Source organism: uncultured Chitinophaga sp. (assembly GCF_937898475.1).
GTDB lineage: Bacteria > Bacteroidota > Bacteroidia > Chitinophagales > Chitinophagaceae > Chitinophaga.
In genome coordinates, this window is record NZ_CALEJS010000012.1 from 439,931 (window position 1) to 466,544 (window position 26,614).

Consider the following 26,614-nt stretch of genomic DNA (forward strand, 5'->3'; position numbering starts at 1 on the left):
TGTTATTTCGGATGGTTCAATAAAGCAATAAGATCTGTTTTGCTGAGTGATTTCAGCATGGTGCTGTCAGTCTTCACCAGCTCGTTCACCAGTTCTTTTTTGGAGGCCTGCAACTGCTGTATCTTTTCTTCAATGGTATTCTGGCAGATCAGCCTGACCGCAACTACGTGTTTATCCTGGCCTATACGGTGACAGCGGTCAATAGCCTGGTTTTCCACCGCCGGATTCCACCAGGGGTCTACAATATAAACATAATCGGCAGCGGTGAGATTAAGCCCTGTGCCGCCAGCTTTGAGGCTGATCAGGAACACGCGTACCTCGTCATTAGCCTGGAAATTTGTAACTACACTTTCCCTGTCGCGCGTGCTGCCGGTAAGATAAGCAAAGGGAATATGTTTGGTGTGCAGCGCTTTGCCAACCAGGTTCAGCATGCTTACAAACTGGGAGAAGATTAGTATTTTATGCTGTTTGGATTTAGTGCTGATCTGTTCCAGCAGCACATCTGTTTTTATGGAGGCTTCACTGTAAGCGCTGCCGTCATTGAGCAGCAGTGGTGAATTGCAGATCTGCCGCAAACGGGTAATGCCCTTTAATACGTGCATGGGATTCTTCTTCAGCTCATCTTCAGGGCAGTATTCAATGTATTCCCTTAATTCTTTTTCACGGGCATCGTATATTTTGCGCTGTTCTTCCTGCATCTCGCAGTAGATGGTCATCTCCGTCTTGTCAGGTAGTTCTGCAGCCACTTGTTGCTTGGTACGCCGTAGTACAAAAGGGTGGATCTTTTTTTGCAGTTCGGCTGCACGCTTGCTGTCCTTGAACTTTTCGATCGGTACCGCAAAGGTATCCCTGAACCATTGTTTACTGCCCAGCAGGCCCGGACATGCAAAAGAGAGCTGGCCATACAGGTCAAAAGTGCTGTTCTCAACCGGGGTGCCGGTAATAACGATCCGGTTGCGCGAGTGCAATAAGCGCACGGCCCTGTATCGCTGGGAAGAAGGGTTCTTGATGTTCTGGGACTCATCCAGGAACACGTAATTGAAGGTGTATTTGCGCAGAAAAGAGATGTCGGTCAGCAAGGTGCCGTAAGAAGAAAGAATGATCTCAAAATCGTCAAAATAGCGGGTATCTTTCACCCTGTCTGCCCCGTAAAGCGTGAGCATATTGAGGCCGGGCGCAAATTTGCGGACCTCGTTCTGCCAGTTGTGGATCAGGGAGGTGGGCACAACGATCAGGTTGGTATTCCTGACCTTTTTGTTGCGTTGCGAAAGAATAAAGGCGATCACCTGTAAGGATTTACCCAGGCCCATATCGTCTGCCAGGCATCCGCCAAAGTTGAACTCATCCAGGAAATTCATCCAGTTCAGTCCTTCACGCTGGTATGGGCGCAGCATGCCTTCCAGTCCGGGCGGCACAGGTACTTCCCGGATAGATTCAAAGCCTGCAAACCGGGAGTGGTATACGCTGAGCTCATGCAGTACATCAGGCGACAACATTTCCCGGTCATATAGCTCCTCTATAGCGGAATAGTTGATCTTATGGGTGCGCAGCAGTTCATCTTCCACTTCGCCTGCCTGGAAAAAGCCGGCCATCTTTTCCAGCCATGCTGCCGGCAATATGCCCAGGGTGCCATCATCCAGCTGTACAAAACGGCTTTTGTTGACCACTGCCCGCTGCAGCTGTTTTATACTGGCTCTTCTTCTGCCATAGCGCGCATCAATCCTGGTATTGAACCAGTTGACGCCGCTGGTAACCTCGATGCTTATACGCACCTTATGCGGGTTCAGCCGGTTGCCCTTGATCTCGTTAAAGCCCAGTACTGTAATGTCCTGCTGGTACCACTCATCAAAGGCCTGGAGGAACCATTCTTCCTGCAGGAAACGTTCTTTGTGCAGGTAAAAATAGGACTGTCCATCCTGCAGCTGTTCTTCGAAATAAGGATGCTGCCGTATGAGCAAAGCGGTGAAAGCAATTTCTGCGGCATCATTGCGTTTTACGGCAAACTCTTTTCCTTTTGCATCCACACCAGATACCTGCCGTTTACTGAGCACGGGGATCTCTACTGGGCCGTATCGCATCACGGGGTTGATCATCACAAAACCGCCCAGTTCAGACAGGTAGATGATCCTTTCGGGCGGCCCGTTAAAACCATGTTTTGCCGCCAGGTCAGGGGAAGCGGGCGGCAGGTAGGAATAGTTGATCTGTACCTTGTTCTCCAGGCGGGAAAGAATGTTACGCTTCAGCGCAGGATAGCCCGTTTCGTGAATGCTCACAGTGCCGGTTTGTTTCCTGAAAAAGTCGATAATATCCAGCAGGTGCAGATCTTTCACCAGCAGCAGGGCGCCTTCAAGGAGGATGAAATAGGAGTACCGCAGCTGCAGCGATTGCAGGGGCAGTCTGCTGCCGCCTATATGCAGATGGCCTTCCAGCTCATAGAAAGGGTCCTGCTGACTTACGGTAAGGGATATAGGGTGTTTTAAGGCGCTGACCCTTACCGGCACCAGGGACGAAACGGAAACATGTTCGGAGACATCGCTGTTATGGTAGTAAAAAGGCAGCTGCAGGGGATTGGCGATAATGGCCTGCAGGCTTTCAATGTCCGTTGCCGTGCGTTTACCGCCTTCCGGCTGCTGAAAACGGGTGATCGCTGTAAAGAAGCGTATCTGCCGGGGATCATCCAGTGCCCAGATATAATCCACGGGCTGCAGCAGTGTGAGGGGGTGCTTTATCTTCCCGTCTTTGGTAGCAGCGGCTTCATAGAGCTCAATATGCAGGTGTTTGTAGTATTTATGTTGCCGGATCACTATGCAACGAACCGTGTCAGGCGACCAGGCAGCGCCGCGGGGAAGGGCAGGGCCTGCATTGCTGAACAGCGCTTCCTGCAGCGCGCCAAAACTGTCTCTTGTAATGGGCAGCAGTCCGGGGATAGCGGGCCGTATCACCGCTTTTTTGTTCTGCAGTTCCACCTGGAAGTAAGCCGCGGGTTCCGGCGCATTTTCCAGCCCGTAATCTGCAGCGGCTTTTCTGATCCTCTCGTTCCGCAGCTTATCGTCAAAGAATATCCGCAGCTCGTTGCGGTTCACAAGATTGTACAGCACCTGTGCCTGGTGCTGGCACAGCCGTTCTGCTGCTGCGTTGCACTGGCATGAGAGACGCAGACGCTGCTCCTGCAACGCTACCCTTACCGCAGGAAATCCTTCCGGGAAAATGAAGGTGGCCTCATTTACCGTAATGTGCCCGGGTACTAACTCCATGAACCCTTTTGCCCCGGTATCAATGGCCGCTGCGCTGTGTTTCAGGATAATGCTGTTGCTCAGCCCCGGGCCATCAATACCTTCCAGAACATACTCGTTTGCCAATGGTGTGATTTTTACCGGGGCAAGTTACAGATTGTGGATGTAAGAGAGCATGAATCCTGCTGAAAATCGGCGGGCCACGGTATTTACGGGGTTTCCTAGCAACAGGTTGTCTTCGTCCGGCTGATCAAAATTAACATCCTGCGGATAGGCGCCGGTATGGCCATACGCCAGCAGGAAGCCGGTCCTGAAATTGAATTTCTGTCTTTTGAAGTTGGCGCCCAGCGCCAGGTGATAATTGTTCCAGTGCGCGGTAAAAGCTTCATAGCCGGTCAGGTTTTCAAACTCGCCAGAATCGGCATAGCTCATGTCGCTTCTTACAGCGCAGTAGGCCGTAATATTGGGCTTCAGTACATAGCTGATGCCCAGGGCAAAATTAATAACGGAGGTGCGGGCGTCGTGCAGGCGGATCAGTGAGGTGGTTAATGTGCGGTTATCGCCGGTATCCGGCCGTACAAAGGCTTCGTTGCGGGGCGTAAGGATGTTATAGTCCTTTATCCGCAGAAAATATTCTGTTGCAAAGTACAACTGCCCTCTGCCATAGTCGTAAGCGTAGCCTGCTGCAATGCTGAGCGGCATTTTCCACCTGGCTTTCAGGCTTTCCTGCCGGGTGCTGGCCATAAAGTCGTAAAATACCCCTGAATAAGCTTCCCGGATGTTGCTAAGCATATAGTCACTCACAATGCTGCCACGGCCCCACAAATGCACCAGCGGCGAAGTGAGCATGAGCCCGAGATGATGCCGGCCGGCGCTATATGCCAGTCCTGCTTTGAACCGGAGCCCCACATGCACATAGTTGGCCAGGTAGTAAGCCTCGCTGCTGACCAGCGGTAGTGAAGAACTGTCTATATCGCGGTTGGCCAGGGCCCGGCCATTGGTGTTTACATTGTAACGCTGCTGGTGTATGGCCGCTTCCATGGAGAAGCCGGCAGACAGCCGGGGAGAAAGCCGGAAGCCTGTTCCCAGCAGGGCGGAGGTTTCGCTTACCCGGTTCTCTATTACATAGTCGCCCACAAAGTACTCGGTACCCGGACTGTAACTGTCGTCCAGTACGTTTATCTTTTCATCCCGCCGCTGGGAGCTCTGAAAGCGTATGCCCGGCGCATTGATCAGTGCGTAGGCAATTACCACCGGCGCTTTTTTCCCAAAGGAAATACTACCCGACAGCATCTGGGGAATAATGCGTACGGACTGTGAGCGGAGGTGCCTGCCCGTGCCCGCCCCGTTCCTGATTTTGATGGATTCCAGGTTGTAAATGTTGGCACTGATGGAGCTGATGGCGAGCCTGTCCTTGTTTGAAAGGCTTAGCAGGGCAGGATTATAGAACAGCACGCCGCTGTCGCGGTTACTGGCGATCACCGATCCGGGTGTAAGAAAAACACCAGGGCCATAGTTATTGGACCAGTAATGCGCATCCTGCGCGGAGGCGGGTTGCCATAGCAAAAGCAGAACGGGTAGGAGTAGTAGAGTACACCGCATACAACAAGTATTAAATGATGTTGATAGTTAACGCATTAGCTATAAGAAAGGTTTAAACAATATTGGGCTGCTGCTGTTATAAAGATGAGGCACAGCACTATGATGATCAGATTTCTTTTTTTGGGGGCCCTGTTTTGTTATGCCCTTTGCCTGCAGGCACAGAACCTTTCCTTTACCGCGCCCGTTAATTTTTTGCCGCAGGCGGCTACAGATAAAGCAATTGACATCACCAGCTATCATGGCGGATACTTTGTAGCCTGGAAGGAGAGCGGCCCCAATGGCGCTATCAACGTCAGCTTCCTGGGCAGGCGGCATGATACTGCCTTTGTACAAACCCAGGTGAAGATCCCAAACAGCAGCAGCAACTTTGCACCGGTGCTGCAGGTGATGAATGACCGGCTCTATCTCTTGTGGATCAGCGCTAATGGCGGTCTGCACTACGTGATCAGTAATTCCGATACGGGCTTTAACGCGGAAAATATCTTTGTACAGCGGCTGGACGGTCCCTGGTCATTGTCTTACGGCCTCAGTACCACCGTGGTACATGGCCAGCTGATGCTGGTGTCTCATGCTGCTAACAGGAGCACGCTGGTATATGCCATCCTCGAACCGGAGCAGAACGGCACTTTTAAAACAGCCAGCGTGGAAGAGATCTACAATGTCAAAGCGGCCGACTACCCCTTTGTTGTCAGCCTTACGGATACGGACGTACGGCTGTGCTGGCGGGGGTATAAAGGGCAGGATATCTACTATGCCGATTATAACGTGCACGACGCCAGCTGGAAGGACCCCGTTCGCCTGGAAGACGCCGAAACCGGCGCTGCGCCCGCACTCTATCATGTGTGGAACTCCCGGCACCTCTTCTATATCTGGAAAGGCCCAAAGAACGATAACCGGATATACTACACTACGGCGGCAGACGGTATAAGGCCCGGCGAACAGAAAGTACTGCCGGCCTACTTTAGCACCGGTAACCCGGTAGCGGTGTGTGAGCTGGACAGCAACAATTTCATTATGGCTTATACCGGCGCAGATAACCGTTTTTATCTCAGCTATTTTGCCAGCTATGATCCCGCCTCCTGGATGCAGGACCTGTTTCATCCCCACCGGGCAGATCTCAGCCTGAAAGATATCGTTATCCCCGGCTCGCATGATGCAGGGATGTCGGTGCTTAGCGGCACCGGCGGACAAATGAAAGACGCCATCAACAGCTGTAATACCCTTACACAGCGCCTGCCCATCAGGTCCCAGCTGGAGGAGGGCATCCGGATGTTCGACCTGCGGATAGGGAAATTTGCTAATGCACTGTATACCAAACATGCACAGTCAGATTGCGATGCGGATGCCGTAGGCGCCGGCTATGGTGAAAAATTTTCCGACGTGCTGGATGGCTTGCGCAGCTTCCTGGAGGAGCACAAAATGGAAACGGTTATCCTGAATTTCAGTCATTTCTGCGATGCAGACGTTCCTACCGCTTCCATTGCAGATACGCTGGTCGCCTCGCTGGGCGGGCATCTTTTCAGCCATTCCGCCAGAAAGCTGGCGGAACTTCAACTGAAAGACCTGGCGGGGAAGGTGATCGTGGTGTTTGAGCAGCGTGCCTACCATAACGGCACTATCGATTCCTGCACCATTGCAGACGCTTCCGGGGCCTTTATCAACTACCGCCGTAAATATGCCGCTACCAACGATATGCAGAAACTGCTGGCCGCCCAGCTGGCTTTTTTCAACAGTATGAAGGATGGGGTGAGTGATAACGACCTGGTACGGCTGGACTGGCAGCTGACCCAAAGCGGGCAGGAGGCTGCCCTGATCTGTAACGGCTACCGGCCGGACAAGACGGGGGCCCTGGTAAGCGGCGTTATCCTCCTGGCCAATGCCCTTAAAAAGAACGAAACCATCCTGGACCTCTCCGCCAAAGGCAACCGGCTGATGCTACCCACCCTCAGCGAATGGATCGCCAATGGCACCATTAACCCCCGCAATAAGCCCAACATCCTCTACGTAGACGTAGCCGGCAGCTGGATCACCGACTACTGCATTGACTTGAATAATAGCCGCTTATACAGGAGAGACTAGAAGGTTTGAGGTTTGACGTTTCAGGTTTGAAGTTTGTTAGAAGTGAGAGGTTCAGGACAAGTGAGTTGAGCTGGCATATTTCCTCATGAACCTGGAACCTTCAACAAACGTCAAACCTCGAACTTTCAAACTTTTAAACTTTCTTTAGCTGTTCTGATATTAAACCTTCCCTTCCCGCCACCATCTAAATCACCAAAAGCAAATATTTAACGCCAGTCAGCAATAAAACTTTAAACAGATGAAACGGAGATTATTGATACTGGGTGCGCTTATAGCCTTCATAAGCACATTTTCAGCAGGCAGCGTGTCAGCCCAGCGGCGTGCCGGCGTAGGCGGGCATTTTTACGGAGGCGGGACAAGGGTAGGCGTTGGCGCCCATTTCGGGGGAGGACATTACTATCGTCCCCGGGTGGTACACTATTATCCAAGGCCTTATGTAAGGGCATACTATCCATACTATTACCCCATCGGTTTCCGGCTGGGAGTACTGCCATACGGCTTTATTACCCTGGGAACAGCCTGGGGGCCGTATTACTACTACGATGGTACTTTTTACCGGCCTTCCAGCGATAACAAGGAGTATGAAGTGGCCGAACCGCCGGTAGGCGCAGATGTGCCCAATTTGCCGTCCGGCGCCCAAGAGGTGACTATCGACGGTAATACCTACTATGAGTATAATGGCACCTTCTACCAGGAAGTGATCAAACAAAATCAGCGCCGTTACGCTATTGTAGGTAAAGACGGGCAGCTGAACATAGGCGGAGATGAGCACGCGCCGGCTGCCAACGCCCCCTCAGATGAAGGGGTGATACCTGCGCTGCCGCAGAACAGCCGTAAAGTAGAGATCAATGGCCAGACCCTGTATGTATCACCTGACGGTATGTATTACCAGGAAGAAAGGGATGCAGACCACAATGTTACCGGTTACAGGATCGTAGGTAAGGAATCTGCTGATTAACAGGCTTGTAACTGTAACGTATATCTGCAGGAGATGTTTTGTCAAAATGATAAAGCGTCTCCTGTTTTTATATGGATAAGTGACTGATCTATCGCAGATAACTATACGGATTTCGGTAAAATAACTGTCCCCCAGGAATGGGGGACGGGGCTGATAACTATCCTATGAAAACTTGCTTTCGCAAGCTAATCCTGTTAGTTTTGAGTTATAGAGAGTACGTTATTTTTTGTTATTGTTTTGTTATTCTTCAATAGAATTTCGTTCAGGGCTTCGCGGTCTTTAATTTTGGTTGTTTTGCAAATTTGAGAAAGTACGGTCAGTGAGTGGAGGTTTTTTTAGAAAAACCCCGTAAAATGAGTGTATGTACCCATTTTTGGGAGCTAGTACCTAATTCATATAGTGCTATTTTGGGGGTTAGTACCTATTTTAAGCAAGACTGTGCTTTTATCGTTTATTGATGCCCGTTATCTTGCGTCATATTTACGTATGAAGGACATGTACATCCCGGGCTTGATGTAAACCATTGTATAACAAAAATTTAAAATTATTTGGCGCATTTATCCCTTGTCTGCGAACAAACTTGCGAACAAACTATGGTGAAAAAATCTAAACCGCCGTTGGCGTTAACATCAAATTCATGTGTAGTAAGGTAGCCGAACGCTCCCCTGATCCGGCCTATGCAGAATTGTACAAACATATTGTCTGATGAATGAAGTCTCTCGTAAAATATTACTGGTAGACGGGAGTCATTCATTCATTCATCAAGTAACCCAGCTGCTGGAGCTGCAGGACTATAAAGTCCTCTCAGCGCAGTCCGCAGAGGAGGGATTGCAGATCTGTGTGGAGCAGTTGCCTGATCTGATCATTTGTGGCGCTACTCTGCGTGACACAGGAGGCCATCATTTTCTGATGGCCCTGCGTGATGATCAGCGTGTGGCGCATATTCCGCTGATCTTCATCGGCCTCCGGGAGAACCGTGAGGATATGCGCATGGCAATGAACCTGGGAGCAGATGATTATATGGTGCAACCTTTCAAACGGCAGGACCTGCTGTCGGGTGTGCGGGCACGGCTCACCCGTTTTGCCATTTTCAGAGGCGAACGCCAGGTGTTCGAGCCTGAACAGGACGATGGCATGCCTCCCTCTCTGCAGGAGAAATATCACCTCTCTAAAACGGAAATACGCATCCTTAAACTGATCGCTGAAGGAAAGAACACTAAAGAGATAGCCGCAGAATTATATGTCAGTAGTAAAACCATCGAGAACCACCGTTACAATATCGCCCGCAAACTCGGGCTAAGCGGTCGCAACGCCCTTACCGAATATGTGATAAAAAATATTATTCAACGTTACAGAAATAGCTGATCCCCAATATATTCTTCTCGCATATAAGACTAATTTTGATATTTTACCTCATTTATATTATTTTATTTAATAATTATTTCTAATTTTATATATTAAATATAGAGCTATTTTGAGCCGGGTTTAAAACCAGGGAGTCCTATTTATATGTATTACAATAAGTTATGGCTTTGGCAATAGCTTATCTGTTACGCTGTTACCTATGAGTGCTATTCGTTATCGATCCTTATGCTGCACAATCGCTGCCTTTTTAATGGCAGCAGGTCAGTTGTTTGCCCTGGAACCTTCCGGGAAGAAAGACAGAAAAGGCACAATGGCGGAAACTATCAGCCTGGCCAACCCCGGTAATGCTACTGAGGGCGGTATTTATGGCGGCGTTGATGTAGTGGTATCCGGCCCCGCCGCCACGGAAGATATCAGCATTACATTTACAGTAACGGGTAAAGCCCTGGTGGGCACCGACTACTATAGTACCGGCTGGACCGGCAGTACCACCATCTTTGCCGGAACAAAATATACCCGCCTGCAACTGCAGGCTATAAACGACGACCTGGTAGAAGGGGATGAAGATGTGATTGTGACCATTACCGGCGCCACCGGCCTGAGTGGTGGCACCTATGATATATCCACCACCAATGGAGCACAAACCCTGCAGATCATTGATGATGACAATATCATTTCTGCTTACGGTACCGGGTTGCAGGCGGCAGAGCCCAGTTCTCCCATTACCGTTAAATTTGCCCTGCCGGCCAATGTTATTGCAGACGAAGATATAACGCTAACCTATTCCGCCAACGGTACTACCGCCCAGGCAAGCGATTTCGAAACGCCTTCCGGCACCATCATACTGCCTGCAGGATCAAACAGTGTAGTACTGACCATACCTATAGTGGATGACAAGATCATTGAAGGAAATGAAACGGTGATGGTTTCGCTGACAAGTGCCACTGCTGCCACCTTTAACGTAAGGCTCTCGGAAAGCGCGTCTGTAAACTGCTCCATACTGGATGATGACTCCGAACTCAGTATCAGTGTGGGCGGCACCATCAACGGCAAAGAATTCCCGAACTCTCCCGGCCGCTTTACTATCACACTGCCTCCCGGTGTAACTACCAGCAATATCATTACCGTAAAATATACTGTAACGGGCACCGCAACCAGTGGCCTGGATTTTAACCCACTAAGCGGTACCGCGTTTATATCCGCCTCAAAAAGCAGTACCAACGTAATTATAACCGTGATCGATGACAAGGTGATCGAGGACCTGGAAAATGTGGTGATCACACTGGTCAGCGGCTCTTCAAATGACCTGCCCACCTTTGCCATCAGTCCTACCAATGGTACCACCACTGTAACGATAACGGATGACGATAACGTGGATGCCAACCGCCAGCTCAACGCTATCCGGGTGGAGCACGGCGCTGAATCTGGCAACGATGGCAGCTTTAAACTGGCACTGCCTGCACCCTATACATACAGACAGGACATCACCGTCAACTATACGGTGAGCGGAACTGCCACGCCAGGTACGGACTATATTCCCTTATCCGGAACAGCTACCCTTGTAGCCGGGCAAAACAGTGTGCTGGTAGCCGTACCGGTATTGAACGACGCCCTTATTGAAGGCGATGAGAGTGTAGTGATTACCCCACAGGACATTACTATTGATACAGACCTCTTTACTGGCGGTGCCACAGACACCGTAATGATCATAGATGATGACGATGATAATCTTATTGTAGGTGTCAGCACTATCGATCGCGAAGCCAGCGAAACCGGCGATACCGCTGCTTTCAAGGTGAGCCTGCCTAACGGTACGGCAGCATCTGCACCGGTTACAGTGGATTATACCATTACCGGCACCGCAGCAAATGGTACTGATTATGTTTCCCTGCCCGGTACTATTATAATACCGGCAGACAGCAACAGCGTTTACATCCCCGTAAGCGTACTGGATGATAACCTGGTGGAAGGCGATGAAAAAGTGATCATCACACTTACCGGTGTGACCTCTACATTGCCGTTTAAAATAGATACGAATGCCGATACTGCATCTGTCAATATCCATGATGACGACAACATCGATATGGACATCGTTGTAGGTGCCAGCATTCGCAACGCTGCAGAACCCGGCACCGCAGGGGAGTTCACTATTGGCTTGGCTTCCGGTAAAGTGACCACTGAAGATGTAACCGTTACCTATCATACCGCAGGTACTGCGGTAAGCGGAACAGACTACACCGCGCTCTCCGGTACCACCGTTATACCGGCCGGCAGCAGCAGCATAGCAGTAAGCGTGCCTGTAACAGACGACGATCTGGTGGAAGGCGATGAAACCGTGATATTAATAATGGACAATGTTACTTCTGCCTTACCTTTTGTAGCCGGCGCCATTAAACAGGATACCATTATTATTAATGACGATGATGATGAGAATATGAACGTGGTGATCACTGCCACCAAAGACCAGGCAAGTGAGCCCGGCACCAACGGCGAATTTACCGTAAGCCTCGCATCCGGTAAAACTACCCTGGTGCCCATCACCGTTACCTATACCGTAAGCGGTACCGCCACTGCGGGCACAGATTATACCACCCTCTCCGGTACCGTAACCATTCCGGCTAACAGCTCCGGCATCAGCTTCCCTGTTCCCGTGCGGAATGATACCATTGCGGAATCTGCAGAAACAGTGATCGTTGAGCTGAACACCGTTACCGCTACCATGCCTTTCGTTAAAGGTGTGCCGGATAAAGATACCGTTACCATCCTGGATGATGATACAGAACAGCTGGTGATCGAGGCCAGCGACGCCATTGCAGGCGAACCTGCTGAAAATGGCCAGTTCACTATACGTATAGTTTCCGGAGCGCTGGCAACTGCCGATATTACTATCGACCTGGAAGTGACCGGCACCGCAACCAACGGTACTGACTATGTTACCATCCCGGCCAGTGTAGTGCTTCCGGCAGGCAACAGCAGCATTACTGTACCGGTGACCGTGATCGATGACGATATCGTGGAAGGCAATGAGACGGTGGCGGTAAAATTAATGAACCTTACATCTGCGGTGCTATACAGCATCGGCGGCAATAACCTGGATACGGTGCGTATCACGGACGAAGATGACGACAACCTGAGACTGGAAGTAGTGGCTTCCAAAGACGACGCGGCAGAACCGGGTACTGATCCCGGCAATGAAGGCGAGTTCACCATCCGTCTTGAATCCGGCAAAGTACCCACGCAGGACATTACCATAGATTACACAATGGGTGGCTCTGCGATCAATGGAACCGACTACCAGCTGATTCCCACCACCGCCGTTATACCGGCCGGCAGCTCCGGCGTCAGGATACCGATAAGGGTGGAAGACGATCCTAAGCCGGAAGGCATGGAAACCATCATCATGACCATGACCAACGTCAGCGGCGGCGGCATGCCTTTCTCCATCGGTTCCAGGGCAGCTGCTACGGTAAACATTTTCGATAACGATACCGTGCTCACCTCTGCCTGGATGAGTGACAGCCATGATCGTCCCCTGGTAAGTCCGGGCGACCGTATCACGTATGTAATCCATGTTTCCAACGGCAGTGATACAGACTATACGAACGTAGTGATAAGAGACCGCGTGCCTATGCATACCGTGTTCGTACTGGCAGAAGGGGGTATCCGTCCGGATGCCAGCGGCCTGCTGACCTGGGTAATACCCATGGTGGCCAGGGGCACCACCACCACCCTGGAATTACGTGTAACAGTGGCCAGCGATCTTACCGGAGTAGACAGCATTATAAATAATGCCACTATTGATTTTGGCGATGCACTGGGCGAACAGCGCGTACACCCGGCAGACCCGCTGGATCCCAACCAGCCTTTGCTGACCTCCGGGCCGAATGATCCGGCCAGTGTGGTGCTGGTGAATAAATCGGTCGGGCTCGTGGCCTGGAAAACAGTCGCTACACAAAACAATACACCGGCCGTAAAACCGGGAGAAGAACTGACCTATACGATCATCGTGCGCAATACCGGCGGTATCCCGCTCACAGATGTATCTATCATAGATACCATCCCGGCAAATACCGCGTATAAGAGCAATCCTTCCTGGGGCATTTACGATCCGCTTTCCAATGCCATCAGCTGGAACATTCCCAGCCTGGCAGTAGGGGAGAGAGATACGGTGAGCTTCGTAGTGCAGGTAGCGGCAGACCTGGCCGGTGTTACGGACATCAGCAACCAGGCCACCGTAAGCGTTCCGGACTCCACTACCCGTACTATTCCCTGTGAACCCGGCAGCGTTGGCTGCAACGGCTTACCGGCTTTCACCAGCGTACCTGTTGAGCAGGTAACGGGGCCACCGGTGGAACTGGTATTCCCGAACGTGTTCACACCTAACGGCGACGGCCTGAACGAGTACTTTAAAATTGGCGGACTGGAAAGCTATACCGGCGCGGAACTGTATATATACAACCGCTGGGGCAACCAGGTATATGCTTCGAAAGATTATAAGAACGATTGGAACGGCAACGGCCTGAACGAAGGGACTTATTACTATTTGCTACGTGTAAAAACATCTTCTGAGGAAACGAAATCAATTAAAGGATGGGTGCAAATACTGAGATAGTGAACGGGCATGCAAGGCCTGGCAGAAAATTCCTGCATGGGGTTTACCTGTGTATGATACTGATGGGTATTGGCTTCAGCAGTAAAGCGCAGCAGAATATTCAGTTCAGCCAGTACATCTTTAATGAGCTGACCATCAATCCCGCCTATGCCGGTAATAAGGAAGACTGGAACCTGAATGCCAGCTACCGCCAGCAATGGTCTGGTATACCGGGCGCTCCCCGTACGGGCAGCATATCGGTAGATGGTCTTATCCGCGGGGATGAAAACGACCGGAGGGTAGGTGTTGGCGTACAGGCCATGATGGATAAGCTGGGCCCGCAAAGCGCCGTATCGCTATACGGCTCTTATGCCTACCGCATTCCGATGGATGAGGAAGGCCTCAGCCGTTTCAGCCTGGGTATTGGTATTGGCGCCACTCAGTACAAGATAGACCCTACCACCTTTCAGTATACAGATCAGAACGATGTGGCCATCCCGGTGGCGGCAGCTGCCTCCATCGCACCGGATGCCCGTTTCGGCCTGTACTATTACAACCCTAACTTCTATTTCGGCTTGTCTGTAATGGACCTGCTGTCCTCCTATACCAATACCAGCTATTCATGGAAAGGTTATAAATTTGAGACCATCAAGAAGGCGCCGCACGTTTACCTGTCAGGCGGTACCATCTTCACCTTCTCTGATAACTTTAAGCTGAAACCCTCCCTGATGATAAAGTCAGACATGAAGGGACCGATCAACATCGACTTTAATTCTTTCCTTATCATCGCAGAAAAGATATGGGTTGGCGGTTCCTACAGAACTACCAGCAATGCCAGTATCATGGGGGTGCTTAATGCGCCGAAGTTCAGACTGGGTTATTCTTATGACCTGAATATGAGTAACCTGGCGGGCGCCGGCCCTTCGCATGAGATCTCCCTGGGTATCCTGTTCCCTTCGGGCAGGAACGAAGATGCCGATCCCAGGTACTTTTAGGGCTTATTTCTTCATGTATTTCCAGTTCCGGGGCTTGCCCGCTGCCATCCAGGAAATGGCCGTTTCCAGCCTTTTCAGGCGGGTATCTGCTGTTTTGGCGTCTGTCAGCCATTCCAGGTATGCTTTTTTGTTGCTGTAGCTGAAATCAGCAAATGTTTTCGCGGCCGCTTTATTCTTTGCCAATTCCTTTTCCAGGTAATCAGGCACTTCCAGTGCATCCTGCGTTTTAGGTGTCCTGGCAGGCGCTTTTACGCCTTGTTCGTTCAGGGCGGCCGCTTCCCTGATGTAGGCCAGCAATAGCTTGTCTGCAGGCAGGTCTTCCATGCGCCTGATCTGACCTAAATGACCCATGGCCGATTTTTCCGCCTGCTGCAGCAGGCCCTTCGGATCTTTCATCATAGCTGCTTTCCAGAACCCGAAAGCGCAGTGTTGTTTAAAAGCGGCCATATTGCATAATGGCCCTTTATACTCAAAAAAGGGCATGCCCCATTTAATCGTCTCGGTAACTTCGGGCGCAGCCTGGTGAATCAGCTCCCGGATATGCTGGAGGATGGCTTGCGCAAATGGGGCGGACTTTGCGATATACGCGTCTATGCGTTTGTCAGTGTGCTCCATCAGGTAATAGTTTAAGCTCATCAAATGTAAAACTTCGCCTTCATTAACATCTGATTAATAATCTGTTTCTTTTTCAGGCCGTAGATTTATAGCGACACGCTGAAGAACTTTTATAGTCAGATGTTTCACTTGTATTGGAAAATCAAACCGCTTAGTCCTGAGCGGTTTTTTTATGCATGGCTTTTGAATTGTCGGTATGACAATTGTGGAGTAAAGGACGTTACTATCACCTCAAAAAGCCACATTATGAAAACACTATTTAGCCTCTTCCTGGCTGCAGCACCCTTTTTTTTCTGCACCTGCGGGGATACGGAGTTGCCCGAACCGCAATTGTCTAAAGCCCTTGGAACGGCCAAGGATCAGTTTGAAACCATTATGGCAGATACCTGGGAAACCGTACTGGATGGCAATACATTTAACAACTACACCGCATTTGAGGAGGCCTGGAACTACCTCTATCCCTGGGGCACAGATCATAACGGAAGCGCCAGGATGTATGGCAGCGCTGCAGATCATAACCATATCTACCTCGAGAACGGGGTATTAACGGAAAAGGCCGTACGCATCAACTGGGACGAAGGCAACAGCAGCCATGATCCCTGGCTGCCCATCCGTTACCATTCCGGCGCCGTACATGCCAAAACCCATGTGCTGGTTAACGACCAGTTTCCCAACTGGGAGGTGAAAGGCGATTTCCAGGCGCCTTCGGTAAAAGGATCCTGGCCGGCATTCTGGCTGACCGGCGTGAACAGCTGGCCCCCGGAAAGCGACATCCTGGAATTTAAAGGAGACGCCAATAATTGGCAGAACACTTTCCGTACCCCTACAGATCTTACCAGCACCATTACCCCCGTATCTTCTCCCGGCAGCTGGCATAATTACCGTGTATGGATCACCAGGGTGAACGATACGGACGTGGACATCCATTATTATATAGACGGCGAATGGAAAGCCGTACACCGCGGTAATTTTGTTGGCAAGCCCATGTACGTGATCATCAACCTGCAGATGGAGGGCTCCAGCGGGGGGCCGGGCCCCACAGCCGACACCTATTTCCGGGCCAGGAACATCTATATCGGCCGCACACGTTCGTACTGAAGCCGCTTTCCTGTTGTTCAGGTTGCTGATGTCCGGCATGATTTTTTCCGCAAAAACGATATTGGTGAATTTTTTTTATGCTGGAATCAGAATCTGAAATGGACACAACCAATCCTGTAATAACCGAAAGCGAGCACCGATACCGTCAGATCATCCAGGGACTACCGGCCGCTTTTTACACCTGTGACCCCAAAGGAAGGATTAAGTCGTACAATGAAGCAGCCGCAGCTTTATGGGGCAGACAACCCCAGATCGGGAAAGATCTGTGGTGCGGTTCGTGGAAAATTTACCGCACAGACGGCTCATTGCTTCCTCCGGAGCAGTACCCGATGGCGATCGCCGTCCGGGAAGGGAAACCATTATTGGGAGAGGAGATCGTAATTGAACATCCCGATGGTGCACGACGACATATCTTGACCAATCCGCAGCCAATCTTCGATGCCGCCGGTAATATAGTGGAAGCCATCAATATGCTGGTAGATATTACTGCGCACCGCAAAGCGGAAGAAGCCCTGCGCCAGAACGAAGAACGTTATCGTACTATGCTGGAAAAGGAAGTGGAGGAAAGGATGAATGAGCTGCGGCGCGTCAATTCCGATCTGGCCAAATCCAATAACGATCTGGAACAGTTTGCCTACGTAGCCAGCCATGATCTGCAGGAGCCCTTGCGGAAGATCAGGATCTTTGCCGGTATGGTGGAAGAACTGATAGACGATCCCGAAAAGGCCCGCCACTACCTGGGAAAGATCTGCGCCTCTTCAGAACGCATGATGACCCTCATCCAGGACCTGCTTAACTTTTCAAAATTGAACCGCACCGGTCAGCCCCTGGAGGAAGTGAACCTGAATATGGTCTTGCAGCACGTTCTCAATGACCTGGAACTGGTGATCCAGGAGAAACAGGCCGTAGTTACCAGCCAGGACCTGCCCATGATCAAGGGAGAGCCCTTGCAGCTGTACCAGCTTTTCTATAATATCATCAACAACTCCCTGAAGTTCTCTAACCCGCATGTACCGCCGCATATAGCGATCAGCACCAAGGTACTGTTGCCCGAAGAAGTCAGCATCCACCCCGGCCTTGATCCATCGCTGGAATATGTGGAAGTATTGCTGAAGGATAACGGTATTGGCTTTGCGCAGCAGCATGCAGAACAGATCTTCACCATCTTTCAGCGCCTGAACGACCACCAGGCTTTTACCGGTACCGGTATCGGACTGGCCCTTTGTAAAAAGATCGTATCCAATCACCATGGCCATATTTACGCGGTGTCCAAAGTGGCGGCAGGCGCCGCCTTTTATGTAGTGCTTCCCCGTTCACTACCAGACTGATACCGTCACCTGCACTGCTCCAGTGAATTTCACACAAAGGTTTTATGTATTATTACTGATGATTCTATACTTTAGGCCTGTTGTTATATTACCACACAACGCCATGCTGTTTGTCCCACCGTTTGATCAAGCGAATTGCATTACCACGATAACCGCTTCTGTTACTGCAGCAAAAGGAAAAAGATGTTTTATATAGCAATGAGCAATGAAAGCCATACACCTACACCTACAATTGTTGTCAGCTAAACATATGTCCTGCTGATACACGGTAACCTATGCCGGCCGGGAATATGCAAGACGCGTATATTCCCGGTGCGGTAATAATCTTTTTATTACTTCATAAAAATCACTTATATTTAATTTGAAGCGGAATCACGGTCATTAGTATAATGACAGCCAACAATATGGACCAACTTCTATCAACCTGAATCTAAACCATTACCCCTTTATGAAGAAAAGCCTTTTCCTTGCATGCCTGCTCGTGCTGGTATACCATGCCATTTTAGCCCAACACCTGGTAAAGGGTAAAGTTACAGACAACAGCGGCGCCCCCGTGCCCGGTGTAAGCGTATTTGAAAAAGGTGCTGCTGTGGGCACCAGTACCAGTGCAGACGGTACCTATCAGTTGCAGGTAAGCAACCAGGGCGCCGTACTGGTGTTCCGTACCCTGGGTTACGCTATCCAGGAAGTGCCGCTTAACGGCCGCTCTGCCCTCAATGTGACCCTGCTAAGTGAAGCTACTGCCATACAGGGTGTGGAAGTAGTAGGCAGCCGTAGCCTTACCCGTTCTGTTACACAAACACCGGTGCCCATAGACATTATTCCTGTTTCAAAGATCACCAATTCAGTGGGGCAGCTGGACCTGAACCAGCTGATGCAATTTGTGGCGCCCTCCTTCAACTCTAACCGTCAAACCGGATCTGATGGCGCCGATCATATTGATCCCGCCACGCTGCGTGGCCTGGGCCCTGATCAGACCCTGGTGCTGATCAATGGCAAACGCCGCCACCAGTCTTCCCTGGTGAACCTCTTTGGTACCAGGGGCCGTGGTAATACGGGCACAGACCTCAACACCATTCCCGCCGCCGCCATTGAGCGTATCGAGATACTGCGCGACGGCGCCGCCGCACAATATGGCTCAGATGCAATTGCAGGGGTGATCAATATTGTGCTGAAATCTTCTACGGATGAATTTACCGGCAATATCAACGGCGGACTTACCTCCAAAGGCGATGGCGAAAATGTTAACATCAACGGCAACTACGGTTTTAAGGTAGGAGAGAAGGGATTTGTGAATGTAACGGCAGATTACCTGTACCGCGACCGCACCAACCGCGCAGAAGATCCTGCCGTTGTGGGTGAGGATAAAGTACCCAGGCGCTTTTACGGCGATGCGCTCATGGAGAACTTCTCCGCCATGTACAATGCCCGTATACCCATTGCTGAAAATGCGGAAGTATATTCTTTTGGCGGTTATAACCAGCGTTACGGTAATGCCTATGCATTTACCCGCTATGCCGGCGACGACCGTAATATCCCTTCCATCTATCCCAACGGCTTTGATCCGCAGATCGTCTCCAATATCAGTGACCGTTCAGTATCTGTTGGGGTGCGCGGCCTGCTCAAAGGATGGAACGTAGACCTGAATACCACCTACGGCATTAACCGTTTCCACTATTATGTAGAGAAAACCCTGAACGCCTCCCTGCTGGAACGCACGCCCACCAGGTTTGATGCAGGCGGCTTCCAGCTCAGCCAGCAGACTACCGGCCTGTATTTTACCCGCTTTTTTGAGAATGTGCTGCCTAAAGGCACCAACGTGGCATTTGGTACGGAGTTCCGTGCAGAGAACTACAGGATCTTTGCCGGAGAAGAGGCCTCCTGGAAAGCCTATGGCGCTTACGACCTGGTGCCGGATGACCAGGGTGGTGTGGATACGGTATATAAGGCTGCCGGTTCACAGGGCTTTCCTGGCTTTCAGCCGGCCAATGTTGCAGATGAGTCACGCACTAACCTGGGCGTATATGCAGACTTTGAATTCAACTTCTCTTCTCATTTCATGATCGGCGCTGCAGGCCGCTTTGAGCGTTATAACGATTTCGGCAACACGCTGAACGGCAAACTGGCCATGCGGTATGAAATATCACCGGCCCTGGCTTTCCGCGGGTCGGTAAGCACCGGTTTCCGGGCGCCTTCACTGGCACAGATCTATTTCAATACCGCCTATACCAACGTTGTAAGGGGCGTGGCCATTGAGAACCTGCTGGCCCGTAACCAGAGCAATATTACCCGCTTACTGGGTGTAGAACCGCTGAAGCAGGAAAAGTCTGTGAACGCCAGCTTTGGCTTTACCTCCCGCCCGGCCCGCGGCTTAAGTATCACGGTAGACGGCTACTACGTGAAGATCAAAGACCGCATTGTGCTGACCGGCGACTTTGACGCTGACAATGCGCCTGAAATAGCCGGAGACCTGCAAAGCCTGAACGTAAGCGTAGTGAAGTTCTTTACCAATGCGCTTGACACCCGTACCCTGGGCCTGGACGCGATCGTTACCTACGCCGCACACCTGGGAGGTGATCACCACCTTACCACTACGCTGGCTGCTAACTTCAACAACCTGGAAACGGGCGATATCAAAACATCTCCCAAGCTGGCCGGCCGTCAGGACATTTATTTCAGCGACCGTGAACGCTCTTTCCTGGTAGCTTCTGCTCCGCCCAGCAAGATCAACCTCACCTTTGATTACCGCTGCCGTAAGCTGAGTTCCAACCTGCGCTTTGTACGCTTTGACCGCATCAGGCTGCAGAACTATGACCTGGAGTATGATGTGTTCGACGCCAGGATCACCACAGATCTGTCGCTCGGTTACCAGCTCACCAATGCACTGAACCTTGTAGTGGGATGCAGCAATATATTCAACGTTTATCCCAACCGCCAGGATGCTACCCTCACAGATTCCGGCGGTATCTACGAGCCGGTGCAGATGGGTTTTAACGGTGCCTGTTTCTTTAGCCGCCTGTCATTCAAATTTTAAAATTTAGAATAGTATCTTGTAATAATGAATAATTAACCTGGCATTTGTGTTATTAGTTATTCATCATTAATTCTTAAATTATTAACTATTCATTGATGGCAGCACTCAAAAAAGTGATCCGGCCCATTCATCTGTGGGCAATAGGTGTGGGGCTGGTAATATCAGGCGAGTATTTTGGATGGAACTATGGCTGGGGCGTGGCGGGAACCGTAGGCTTCCTGATTGCTACGCTGGTTATTACGGTAATGTACCTGACCTTTATTTTCAGCTTTACAGAGCTTACTACTTCCATTCCGCATGCGGGCGGGCCCTTTGCCTATTCCTATCGTGCATTTGGGGCTATTGGCGGGCTCGTAGCAGGATATGCCACCCTGATAGAGTTCCTGCTGGCTACCCCGGCAATTGCCTTTGCCCTTGGCAGCTATATACATTTCTTATATCCGTCTATGCCCGTGCTCTGGACCGCAATCGGCTTTTATGTTTTGCTAACGGGTATGAATATGCTGGGCATCAGGGAATCGGCCCTGTTCTCACTGGTAATTACCTTGCTGGCGGTAGGGGAGCTGCTGTTATACATGGGTATTATTGCACCGGCCTTTAAAAGCGCCAATTTCCTGCACAATGCAATGCCCTATGGGGTGCAGGGCGTTTTTGCGGCATTGCCTTTTGCCATGTGGCTGTACGTTTGCATAGAAGGGGTAGCGATGGTGGCAGAAGAAGTGAAGGACCCGGAGAAAACCATTCCCCTGGGTTATATATCAGGCATCTTCACCCTGATGCTGCTGGCCATCGGCGTAATGGTGCTTACCGGCGGTATTACAGACTGGAAACAGCTTTCAGCAATAGATTATCCCCTGCCGGAATCCATCGGCATTGTACTGGGTAAACAGAACAGCCTTACCAGGATCTTTGCAGGGATCGGGCTTTTTGGCCTGCTGGCCTCTTTCAATGGTATTATCGTGGGGTATTCCAGGCAGCTCTTTGCTTTGTCGCGCAGCAGGTATTTACCTGCCATCCTCTCCAGGCTCAGTGCAAAGCATCAAACGCCGGACTGGGCGCTGATCATTGGGGGCCTGCTGGGCATTATTGCCCTGGGCCTGGGCAGAACAGACCAGCTGGTGGTACTGTCTGTACTGGGCGCCGTAGTGATGTACATCATGAGCATGATCAGCCTGTTTGTGCTGCGTAAAAAAGAACCGGACCTGAAGCGGCCGTTCAAAGTGCCGATTTATCCCTGGGTGCCTGCCACCGCTTTAGTGCTTTCCGTCCTTTCACTGGTGGCGATCATTTACTACAATCCTTTCTTAAGCGTACTGTTCTTTACCGGGCTGGCCATTGTTCTTACGCTGTTTGTGCTCAGCGGAAGGCATAAACAACAGCAGGAAGATATATCTTTATACCAGCTACAATAGATCATGGGTTATAGCTGTACCATAAAGCATGTCACATACCGTTTTGACAGCCTCGGAGAACTGCTGGCAAAGGCATCGCCTTTCCGCTCCGGTGATGCGCTGGCAGGTGTAAGCGCTGGCAGCTACGAAGAAAGGGTGGCCGCGCAGATGGCGCTGGCAGACCTGCCCCTGGGCACCTTTCTGCAGGAGGCGGTGGTGCCTTATGAGAAAGACGAAGTTACAAGGCTGATCATAGATACGCATGATGCCGCTGCCTTTGCACCCATACGGCACATGACGGTAGGTGAGTGGCGCGACTGGCTGCTGAGCGATGAAGCAGATACCCTCGCCTTACAGCAACTGTCGCCCGGCATTACTCCTGAAATGACCGCTGCCGTATCAAAGCTGATGCGCAACCAGGACCTGATCAGCGTAGCGCGCAAATGCCAGGTAGTGACCCGTTTCAGGAATACACTTGGACTGAAGGGCCGCTTCTCCACCCGCCTGCAGCCCAATCACACTACAGATGATCCACGCGGCATTGCCGCCAGTATAGTAGACGGCCTGCTGTATGGCAGCGGGGATGCCGTAATAGGCATCAATCCTGCCACCGATAGCCCGGCTGTTGTAGTAGGCCTGCTCAATATGCTGGACCAGCTGCGGCAGCAGTTCGATATTCCTACCCAGTCCTGTGTGCTGTGCCATGTTACCACGGCTTTACAGATCATGCCGCAGGCGCCGGTAGACCTGGTATTCCAGTCTATTGGCGGTACGGAAAAGACCAACGCCAGTTTCGGTATTCACCTTTCCATGCTGCAGGAGGCCTATGACGCGGCACTGTCATTGCAGCGCGGCACCTGCGGCAACAACGTGATGTATTTTGAAACAGGGCAGGGCAGTTCGCTTTCTGCCAATGCGCATGAAGGACTGGACCAGCAAACCTGTGAAGTAAGGGCTTATGCAGTGGCCCGTCATTTCAACCCCCTGCTGGTGAACACGGTAGTAGGCTTTATTGGACCAGAATACCTTTTTGATGGGAAACAGATCATCCGTGCGGCGCTGGAAGATCATTGCTGCGGCAAGCTAATGGGGTTGCCCATGGGAGTGGATGTATGTTATACCAACCACGCCGAAGCCGATCAGGATGATATGGACAACCTGCTTACCCTGCTCGGCGTGGCAGGATGCAATTACATCATGGGTGTACCGGGAGCGGATGATATTATGCTGAACTATCAGTCCACCTCCTTCCATGATGCCCTTTACCTCCGCAAGGTACTGGACTTGCGTCCCGCACCCGAGTTTGAACAATGGCTGCTGAAACAGGGGATTATGGACGAAGCCGGAAATCAACTGCAGATACAAGCGTCACATAAATTGTTAAAGTTAGTTTGAGGTTTGAGGTTCGTTTGACGTTACGGGTTCAGAACAGGTATGCGATAGCAGGATACCGTTCCCGAACATCTAACCTTTAACGAACCTCAAACCTCAAACATCAAACTCCCAACCCGGATTCCATGAAAGATCCCTGGTTAAAACTGCGTGCTTTTACGCCTGCCCGCATTGCACTGGGCCGTACCGGTACCTCCGTTCCGATGGATGAGGTGCTGCGTTTCCGCCTTGCCCACGCCCATGCGCGCGATGCCGTATATTCACTGGCGGACATAGCGGGCCTGCAGGAGCAGTTGCTTGCCTTACAGGTACCTGTACAGGTTTTGCATAGCCGTGCGGCAGACCGGCATGAATACCTGCAACGGCCGGATAAAGGCAGGAGGCTGGACGAGGTATCTGCTGCCGCCTTATCCGCCATTGGCGGCACGGGAAATGAGGTGGTCATTGTAATAGCAGATGGACTCTCTGCTACTGCCGTGAACCGGCATGCAGTGCCGCTGCTGCAACAGCTGCTGCCCATGCTCAGCAAAGCAGGTATTGCGTTGGCGCCGGTATGTATTGTGCAGCAGGGCAGGGTTGCGGTAGGCGACGAAGCAGGCGCACTGCTGCGGGCCAAAGCGGTGCTGGTGTTCATTGGCGAAAGGCCCGGTCTCAGCTCTCCGGACAGCCTTGGCATTTACCTTACCTTTCAGCCTAAACCAGGGCTCACAGATGAAGCCCGTAACTGCATCTCCAACATCCGTCCCGAAGGCTTGCCTTACAAGGCCGCGGCAGAAAAAGCCTTCTACCTGCTCAGCGAAGCTTTGCGCCTGCAATTATCCGGCGTACATTTGAAGGATAACGAGCAACTTTTATCATGAAGCGGAAACCGGGATCACTACTTGCTAGCATTGTCTTTTTCTCATTTACCTTCAGCACCGTACAGGCGCAGCAGTTAGTGCTGCTGAAAAATGCGCTCATCATGCGGCAGCCGCCTTTTGCCGCCTGTCATGCTTCCACCATCACAGCGCTGCCCGGCAAACGCCTCATGGCTGCCTGGTTTGGCGGTACACGGGAAAGCCACCCCGATGTATGTATCTGGACGGCTGTTTACGATAAAGGCAGCTGGAGCGCACCGCAGCGTGTAGCAGACGGCGTTATAAATGATTCCCTGCGTTATCCCTGCTGGAACCCGGTATTGTTCCGCAACCGGGCCGGTAAATTGTTCCTTTTCTATAAAGTTGGTAAAACGCCCCGCCACTGGTGGGGCATGATGATGACATCCGGTGATGACGGCAGGCACTGGAGCAAAGCAGAACGGTTGCCCGACAGCCTGCTGGGCCCTATCAAGAACAAACCTGTTCAACTCCCCGGCGGAGACATACTGTATCCCTCCAGTACGGAAAGTAAAGATGAGAAGACCTGGCAGATCCACCTGGAAAAGTCAGATGCTGATGGACGGAACTGGCAATACATCCCCATCAACTGCGATACTTTTGGTGTTATACAGCCCAGTATTCTGCAATACCCCGGTAATAAATTACAGTTGCTGTGCAGAAGCCGCCAGCAATACATCGTACAAAGCTGGTCGGAAGATAATGGCCTCACCTGGAGTCCCCTGACTAAAACTACGTTGCCCAATCCCAATTCAGGCACCGATGCTGTTACCTTGCAGAACGGCGTGCAGCTGCTGGTATATAATCCGCTGCCAGCCGGCAGGGAATGGTGGCAAGGCCGGAGTAAATTAAAAGTGGCGGCGTCTGCAGACGGCCGCCACTGGAAAGATGTGTACACGCTGGAAGACCAGCCCAAAGGTGAGTACAGTTATCCGGCCATTATTCAGTCGCCGGACGGACTGATACATATCACCTACACCGCTGACCGTAAGAATATCCGTCATGTGGTGCTGCGGCTGGAAACCAGGCGTTAGTTGCCCAGCTTCAGCGGCGCTGCTGCCGGCCTGGTAGCGGGTATCACCTTCCTTTGCTGCAGGTCAAACTTTTGGCCTTTTCCCAGGAAGTAAAAAGGCCCGCCTGTTGCATATTCTCCCGTAGGGCTTTTTCCGTTGCCGTTGATCTGATTAATATCATAGATGGCTACATATGAGCTCCCGATCACTTCAAAGATATTTTTCTGCACTACGATCGCTGTGTTCTCGTCTATACCAATGCCCAGCAGCTCGGGGTGTTTTTTGATTACGCCCACCAGGTCAAACTGCCGGTTCCTGCGTAAGATATGCTGATCGATCGCCACCTTGTGTATCAGGTCGAGTCCCTGCAGGTGATCGCCTTCCAGTATACCGTTGCCTTTGGTATCTCCTCTCAGGAGGAAGGAGCCCTGGATGGTAGCGCCGGCTGAGGTGCCGCCTATCACTCCGCCACGTTGCAGAACAGCCTTGAATTCCTTTTCAGCCAATGTATGCAGGTAGGCATCCGCAATCTTCCACTGTCTGCCTCCGCTGAACCAGATACCCGTGGCTTTTTTCAGCGGCGCTGTAAACTCCGCAGTATTTGCCACTTTAGGATCGCGTGTGTGCAGTACCGTTACCTGCTGTACACCCAGGTTCTGCAGCAGCTCTTTTTCAAAAGACCTGCCCGCATTAATGGCAGAATCTTCTCCTGCCGTTGGGATCACTACGATATTGGCGCTGGCGCCGCCTGCCAGTTCAATAAACCTGGCCCAGATATCAGCGCCCAGTTTACCGCCGCCTGCTATCAGCAGCGATCCTTTTTCGGGTCCCGTGGTGGTAGCGGCCTGTCCCTGAGCGGTGGCGCTGCCGGCTGTCAGCACTAACAACAGCAGTAAAGCATAGTTTGATAACCGTTTCATGTAAAGTGTTTTAAATGGTTATTTAAAGTAGTATTAATAACCGGATCAGGCTCCAGGTTTTGATCTGCCAATAGTCCTGATGCTCTTCGCCCGGCCACAGGTTGCTACCGCTGAAGTACACACGA

16 protein-coding genes are annotated in these 26,614 nt (G+C 51.3%); 12 read left to right on the forward strand and 4 right to left on the reverse strand.

The genetic code is table 11. From position 1 onward, the window contains the following. Positions 1-2: 2 nt before the first annotated feature. Positions 3-3,359, reverse strand: a complete 3,357-nt coding sequence (locus Q0577_RS05230) for a DEAD/DEAH box helicase (protein ID WP_298733443.1) — start codon at positions 3,357-3,359, stop codon at positions 3-5. 24 nt (positions 3,360-3,383) lie between these two features. Beyond that, positions 3,384-4,799 carry a hypothetical protein gene (locus Q0577_RS05235; protein ID WP_298733445.1) on the reverse strand — a complete coding sequence of 472 codons (1,416 nt, stop codon included), beginning with the start codon at positions 4,797-4,799 and terminating at the stop codon, positions 3,384-3,386. 135 nt (positions 4,800-4,934) lie between these two features. Here Q0577_RS05235 and Q0577_RS05240 point away from each other — a divergent pair, with 135 nt between their 5' ends. From Q0577_RS05240 to Q0577_RS05260, 5 genes are all read left to right on the forward strand, one after another. Then, on the forward strand, positions 4,935-6,914 hold the full coding sequence (locus tag Q0577_RS05240; protein ID WP_298733447.1) for a hypothetical protein: 1,980 nt from the start codon (positions 4,935-4,937) through the stop codon (positions 6,912-6,914). Between the two features lie 238 nt (positions 6,915-7,152). Continuing rightward, positions 7,153-7,872 carry a DUF6515 family protein gene (locus Q0577_RS05245; RefSeq protein WP_298733449.1) on the forward strand — a complete coding sequence of 240 codons (720 nt, stop codon included), beginning with the start codon at positions 7,153-7,155 and terminating at the stop codon, positions 7,870-7,872. 705 nt (positions 7,873-8,577) lie between these two features. After that, positions 8,578-9,237: a response regulator transcription factor gene (locus Q0577_RS05250; RefSeq protein ID WP_298733451.1), complete on the forward strand. Its 660-nt coding sequence runs from the start codon at positions 8,578-8,580 to the stop codon at positions 9,235-9,237. A gap of 250 nt (positions 9,238-9,487) precedes the next feature. Further along, a complete protein-coding gene (locus tag Q0577_RS05255; protein ID WP_298733453.1) occupies positions 9,488-13,849 on the forward strand; it encodes a Calx-beta domain-containing protein in 4,362 nt (1,453 codons plus the stop codon). Continuing rightward, complete coding sequence (locus Q0577_RS05260) at positions 13,828-14,823, forward strand: type IX secretion system membrane protein PorP/SprF (protein WP_298733455.1); 996 nt, start codon at positions 13,828-13,830, stop codon at positions 14,821-14,823. The genes Q0577_RS05255 and Q0577_RS05260 overlap by 22 nt, the downstream gene beginning before the upstream one ends. Before the next feature lie 3 nt (positions 14,824-14,826). Here Q0577_RS05260 and Q0577_RS05265 read toward each other — a convergent pair whose 3' ends face one another. Beyond that, a complete protein-coding gene (locus tag Q0577_RS05265) occupies positions 14,827-15,438 on the reverse strand; it encodes a DUF1801 domain-containing protein (protein WP_298733456.1) in 612 nt (203 codons plus the stop codon). 246 nt (positions 15,439-15,684) lie between these two features. Between Q0577_RS05265 and Q0577_RS05270 the strand changes: the two genes are divergently transcribed. The 7 genes from Q0577_RS05270 (at position 15,685) to Q0577_RS05300 (ending at position 25,590) form a co-directional block, all read left to right on the forward strand. Next, positions 15,685-16,536 carry a glycoside hydrolase gene (locus Q0577_RS05270; protein WP_298733457.1) on the forward strand — a complete coding sequence of 284 codons (852 nt, stop codon included), beginning with the start codon at positions 15,685-15,687 and terminating at the stop codon, positions 16,534-16,536. 98 nt (positions 16,537-16,634) lie between these two features. Then, positions 16,635-17,864 (forward strand): ATP-binding protein, encoded by a 1,230-nt coding sequence (locus Q0577_RS05275; protein ID WP_298733458.1) that lies wholly within the window; start codon positions 16,635-16,637, stop codon positions 17,862-17,864. Positions 17,865-18,312: 448 nt separating this feature from the next. Further along, complete coding sequence (locus Q0577_RS05280) at positions 18,313-20,898, forward strand: TonB-dependent receptor (RefSeq protein WP_298733460.1); 2,586 nt, start codon at positions 18,313-18,315, stop codon at positions 20,896-20,898. A gap of 95 nt (positions 20,899-20,993) precedes the next feature. After that, the gene (gene eat / locus Q0577_RS05285; RefSeq protein WP_298733462.1) at positions 20,994-22,310 is read left to right on the forward strand and encodes an ethanolamine permease; all 1,317 of its coding nucleotides are present in this window, start codon (positions 20,994-20,996) and stop codon (positions 22,308-22,310) included. Positions 22,311-22,313: 3 nt separating this feature from the next. Next, positions 22,314-23,684: an ethanolamine ammonia-lyase subunit EutB gene (locus tag Q0577_RS05290; RefSeq protein WP_298733464.1), complete on the forward strand. Its 1,371-nt coding sequence runs from the start codon at positions 22,314-22,316 to the stop codon at positions 23,682-23,684. A gap of 122 nt (positions 23,685-23,806) precedes the next feature. Further along, on the forward strand, positions 23,807-24,541 hold the full coding sequence (eutC, locus tag Q0577_RS05295) for an ethanolamine ammonia-lyase subunit EutC (RefSeq protein ID WP_298733466.1): 735 nt from the start codon (positions 23,807-23,809) through the stop codon (positions 24,539-24,541). Beyond that, positions 24,538-25,590, forward strand: a complete 1,053-nt coding sequence (locus Q0577_RS05300; protein WP_298733468.1) for a sialidase family protein — start codon at positions 24,538-24,540, stop codon at positions 25,588-25,590. The genes eutC and Q0577_RS05300 overlap by 4 nt, the downstream gene beginning before the upstream one ends. Here the strand turns inward: Q0577_RS05300 and Q0577_RS05305 are convergent. Next, complete coding sequence (locus tag Q0577_RS05305) at positions 25,587-26,489, reverse strand: cyanophycinase (RefSeq protein ID WP_298733470.1); 903 nt, start codon at positions 26,487-26,489, stop codon at positions 25,587-25,589. The two genes, Q0577_RS05300 and Q0577_RS05305, sit on opposite strands and share 4 nt — an antisense overlap. Positions 26,490-26,614 lie beyond the last annotated feature (125 nt).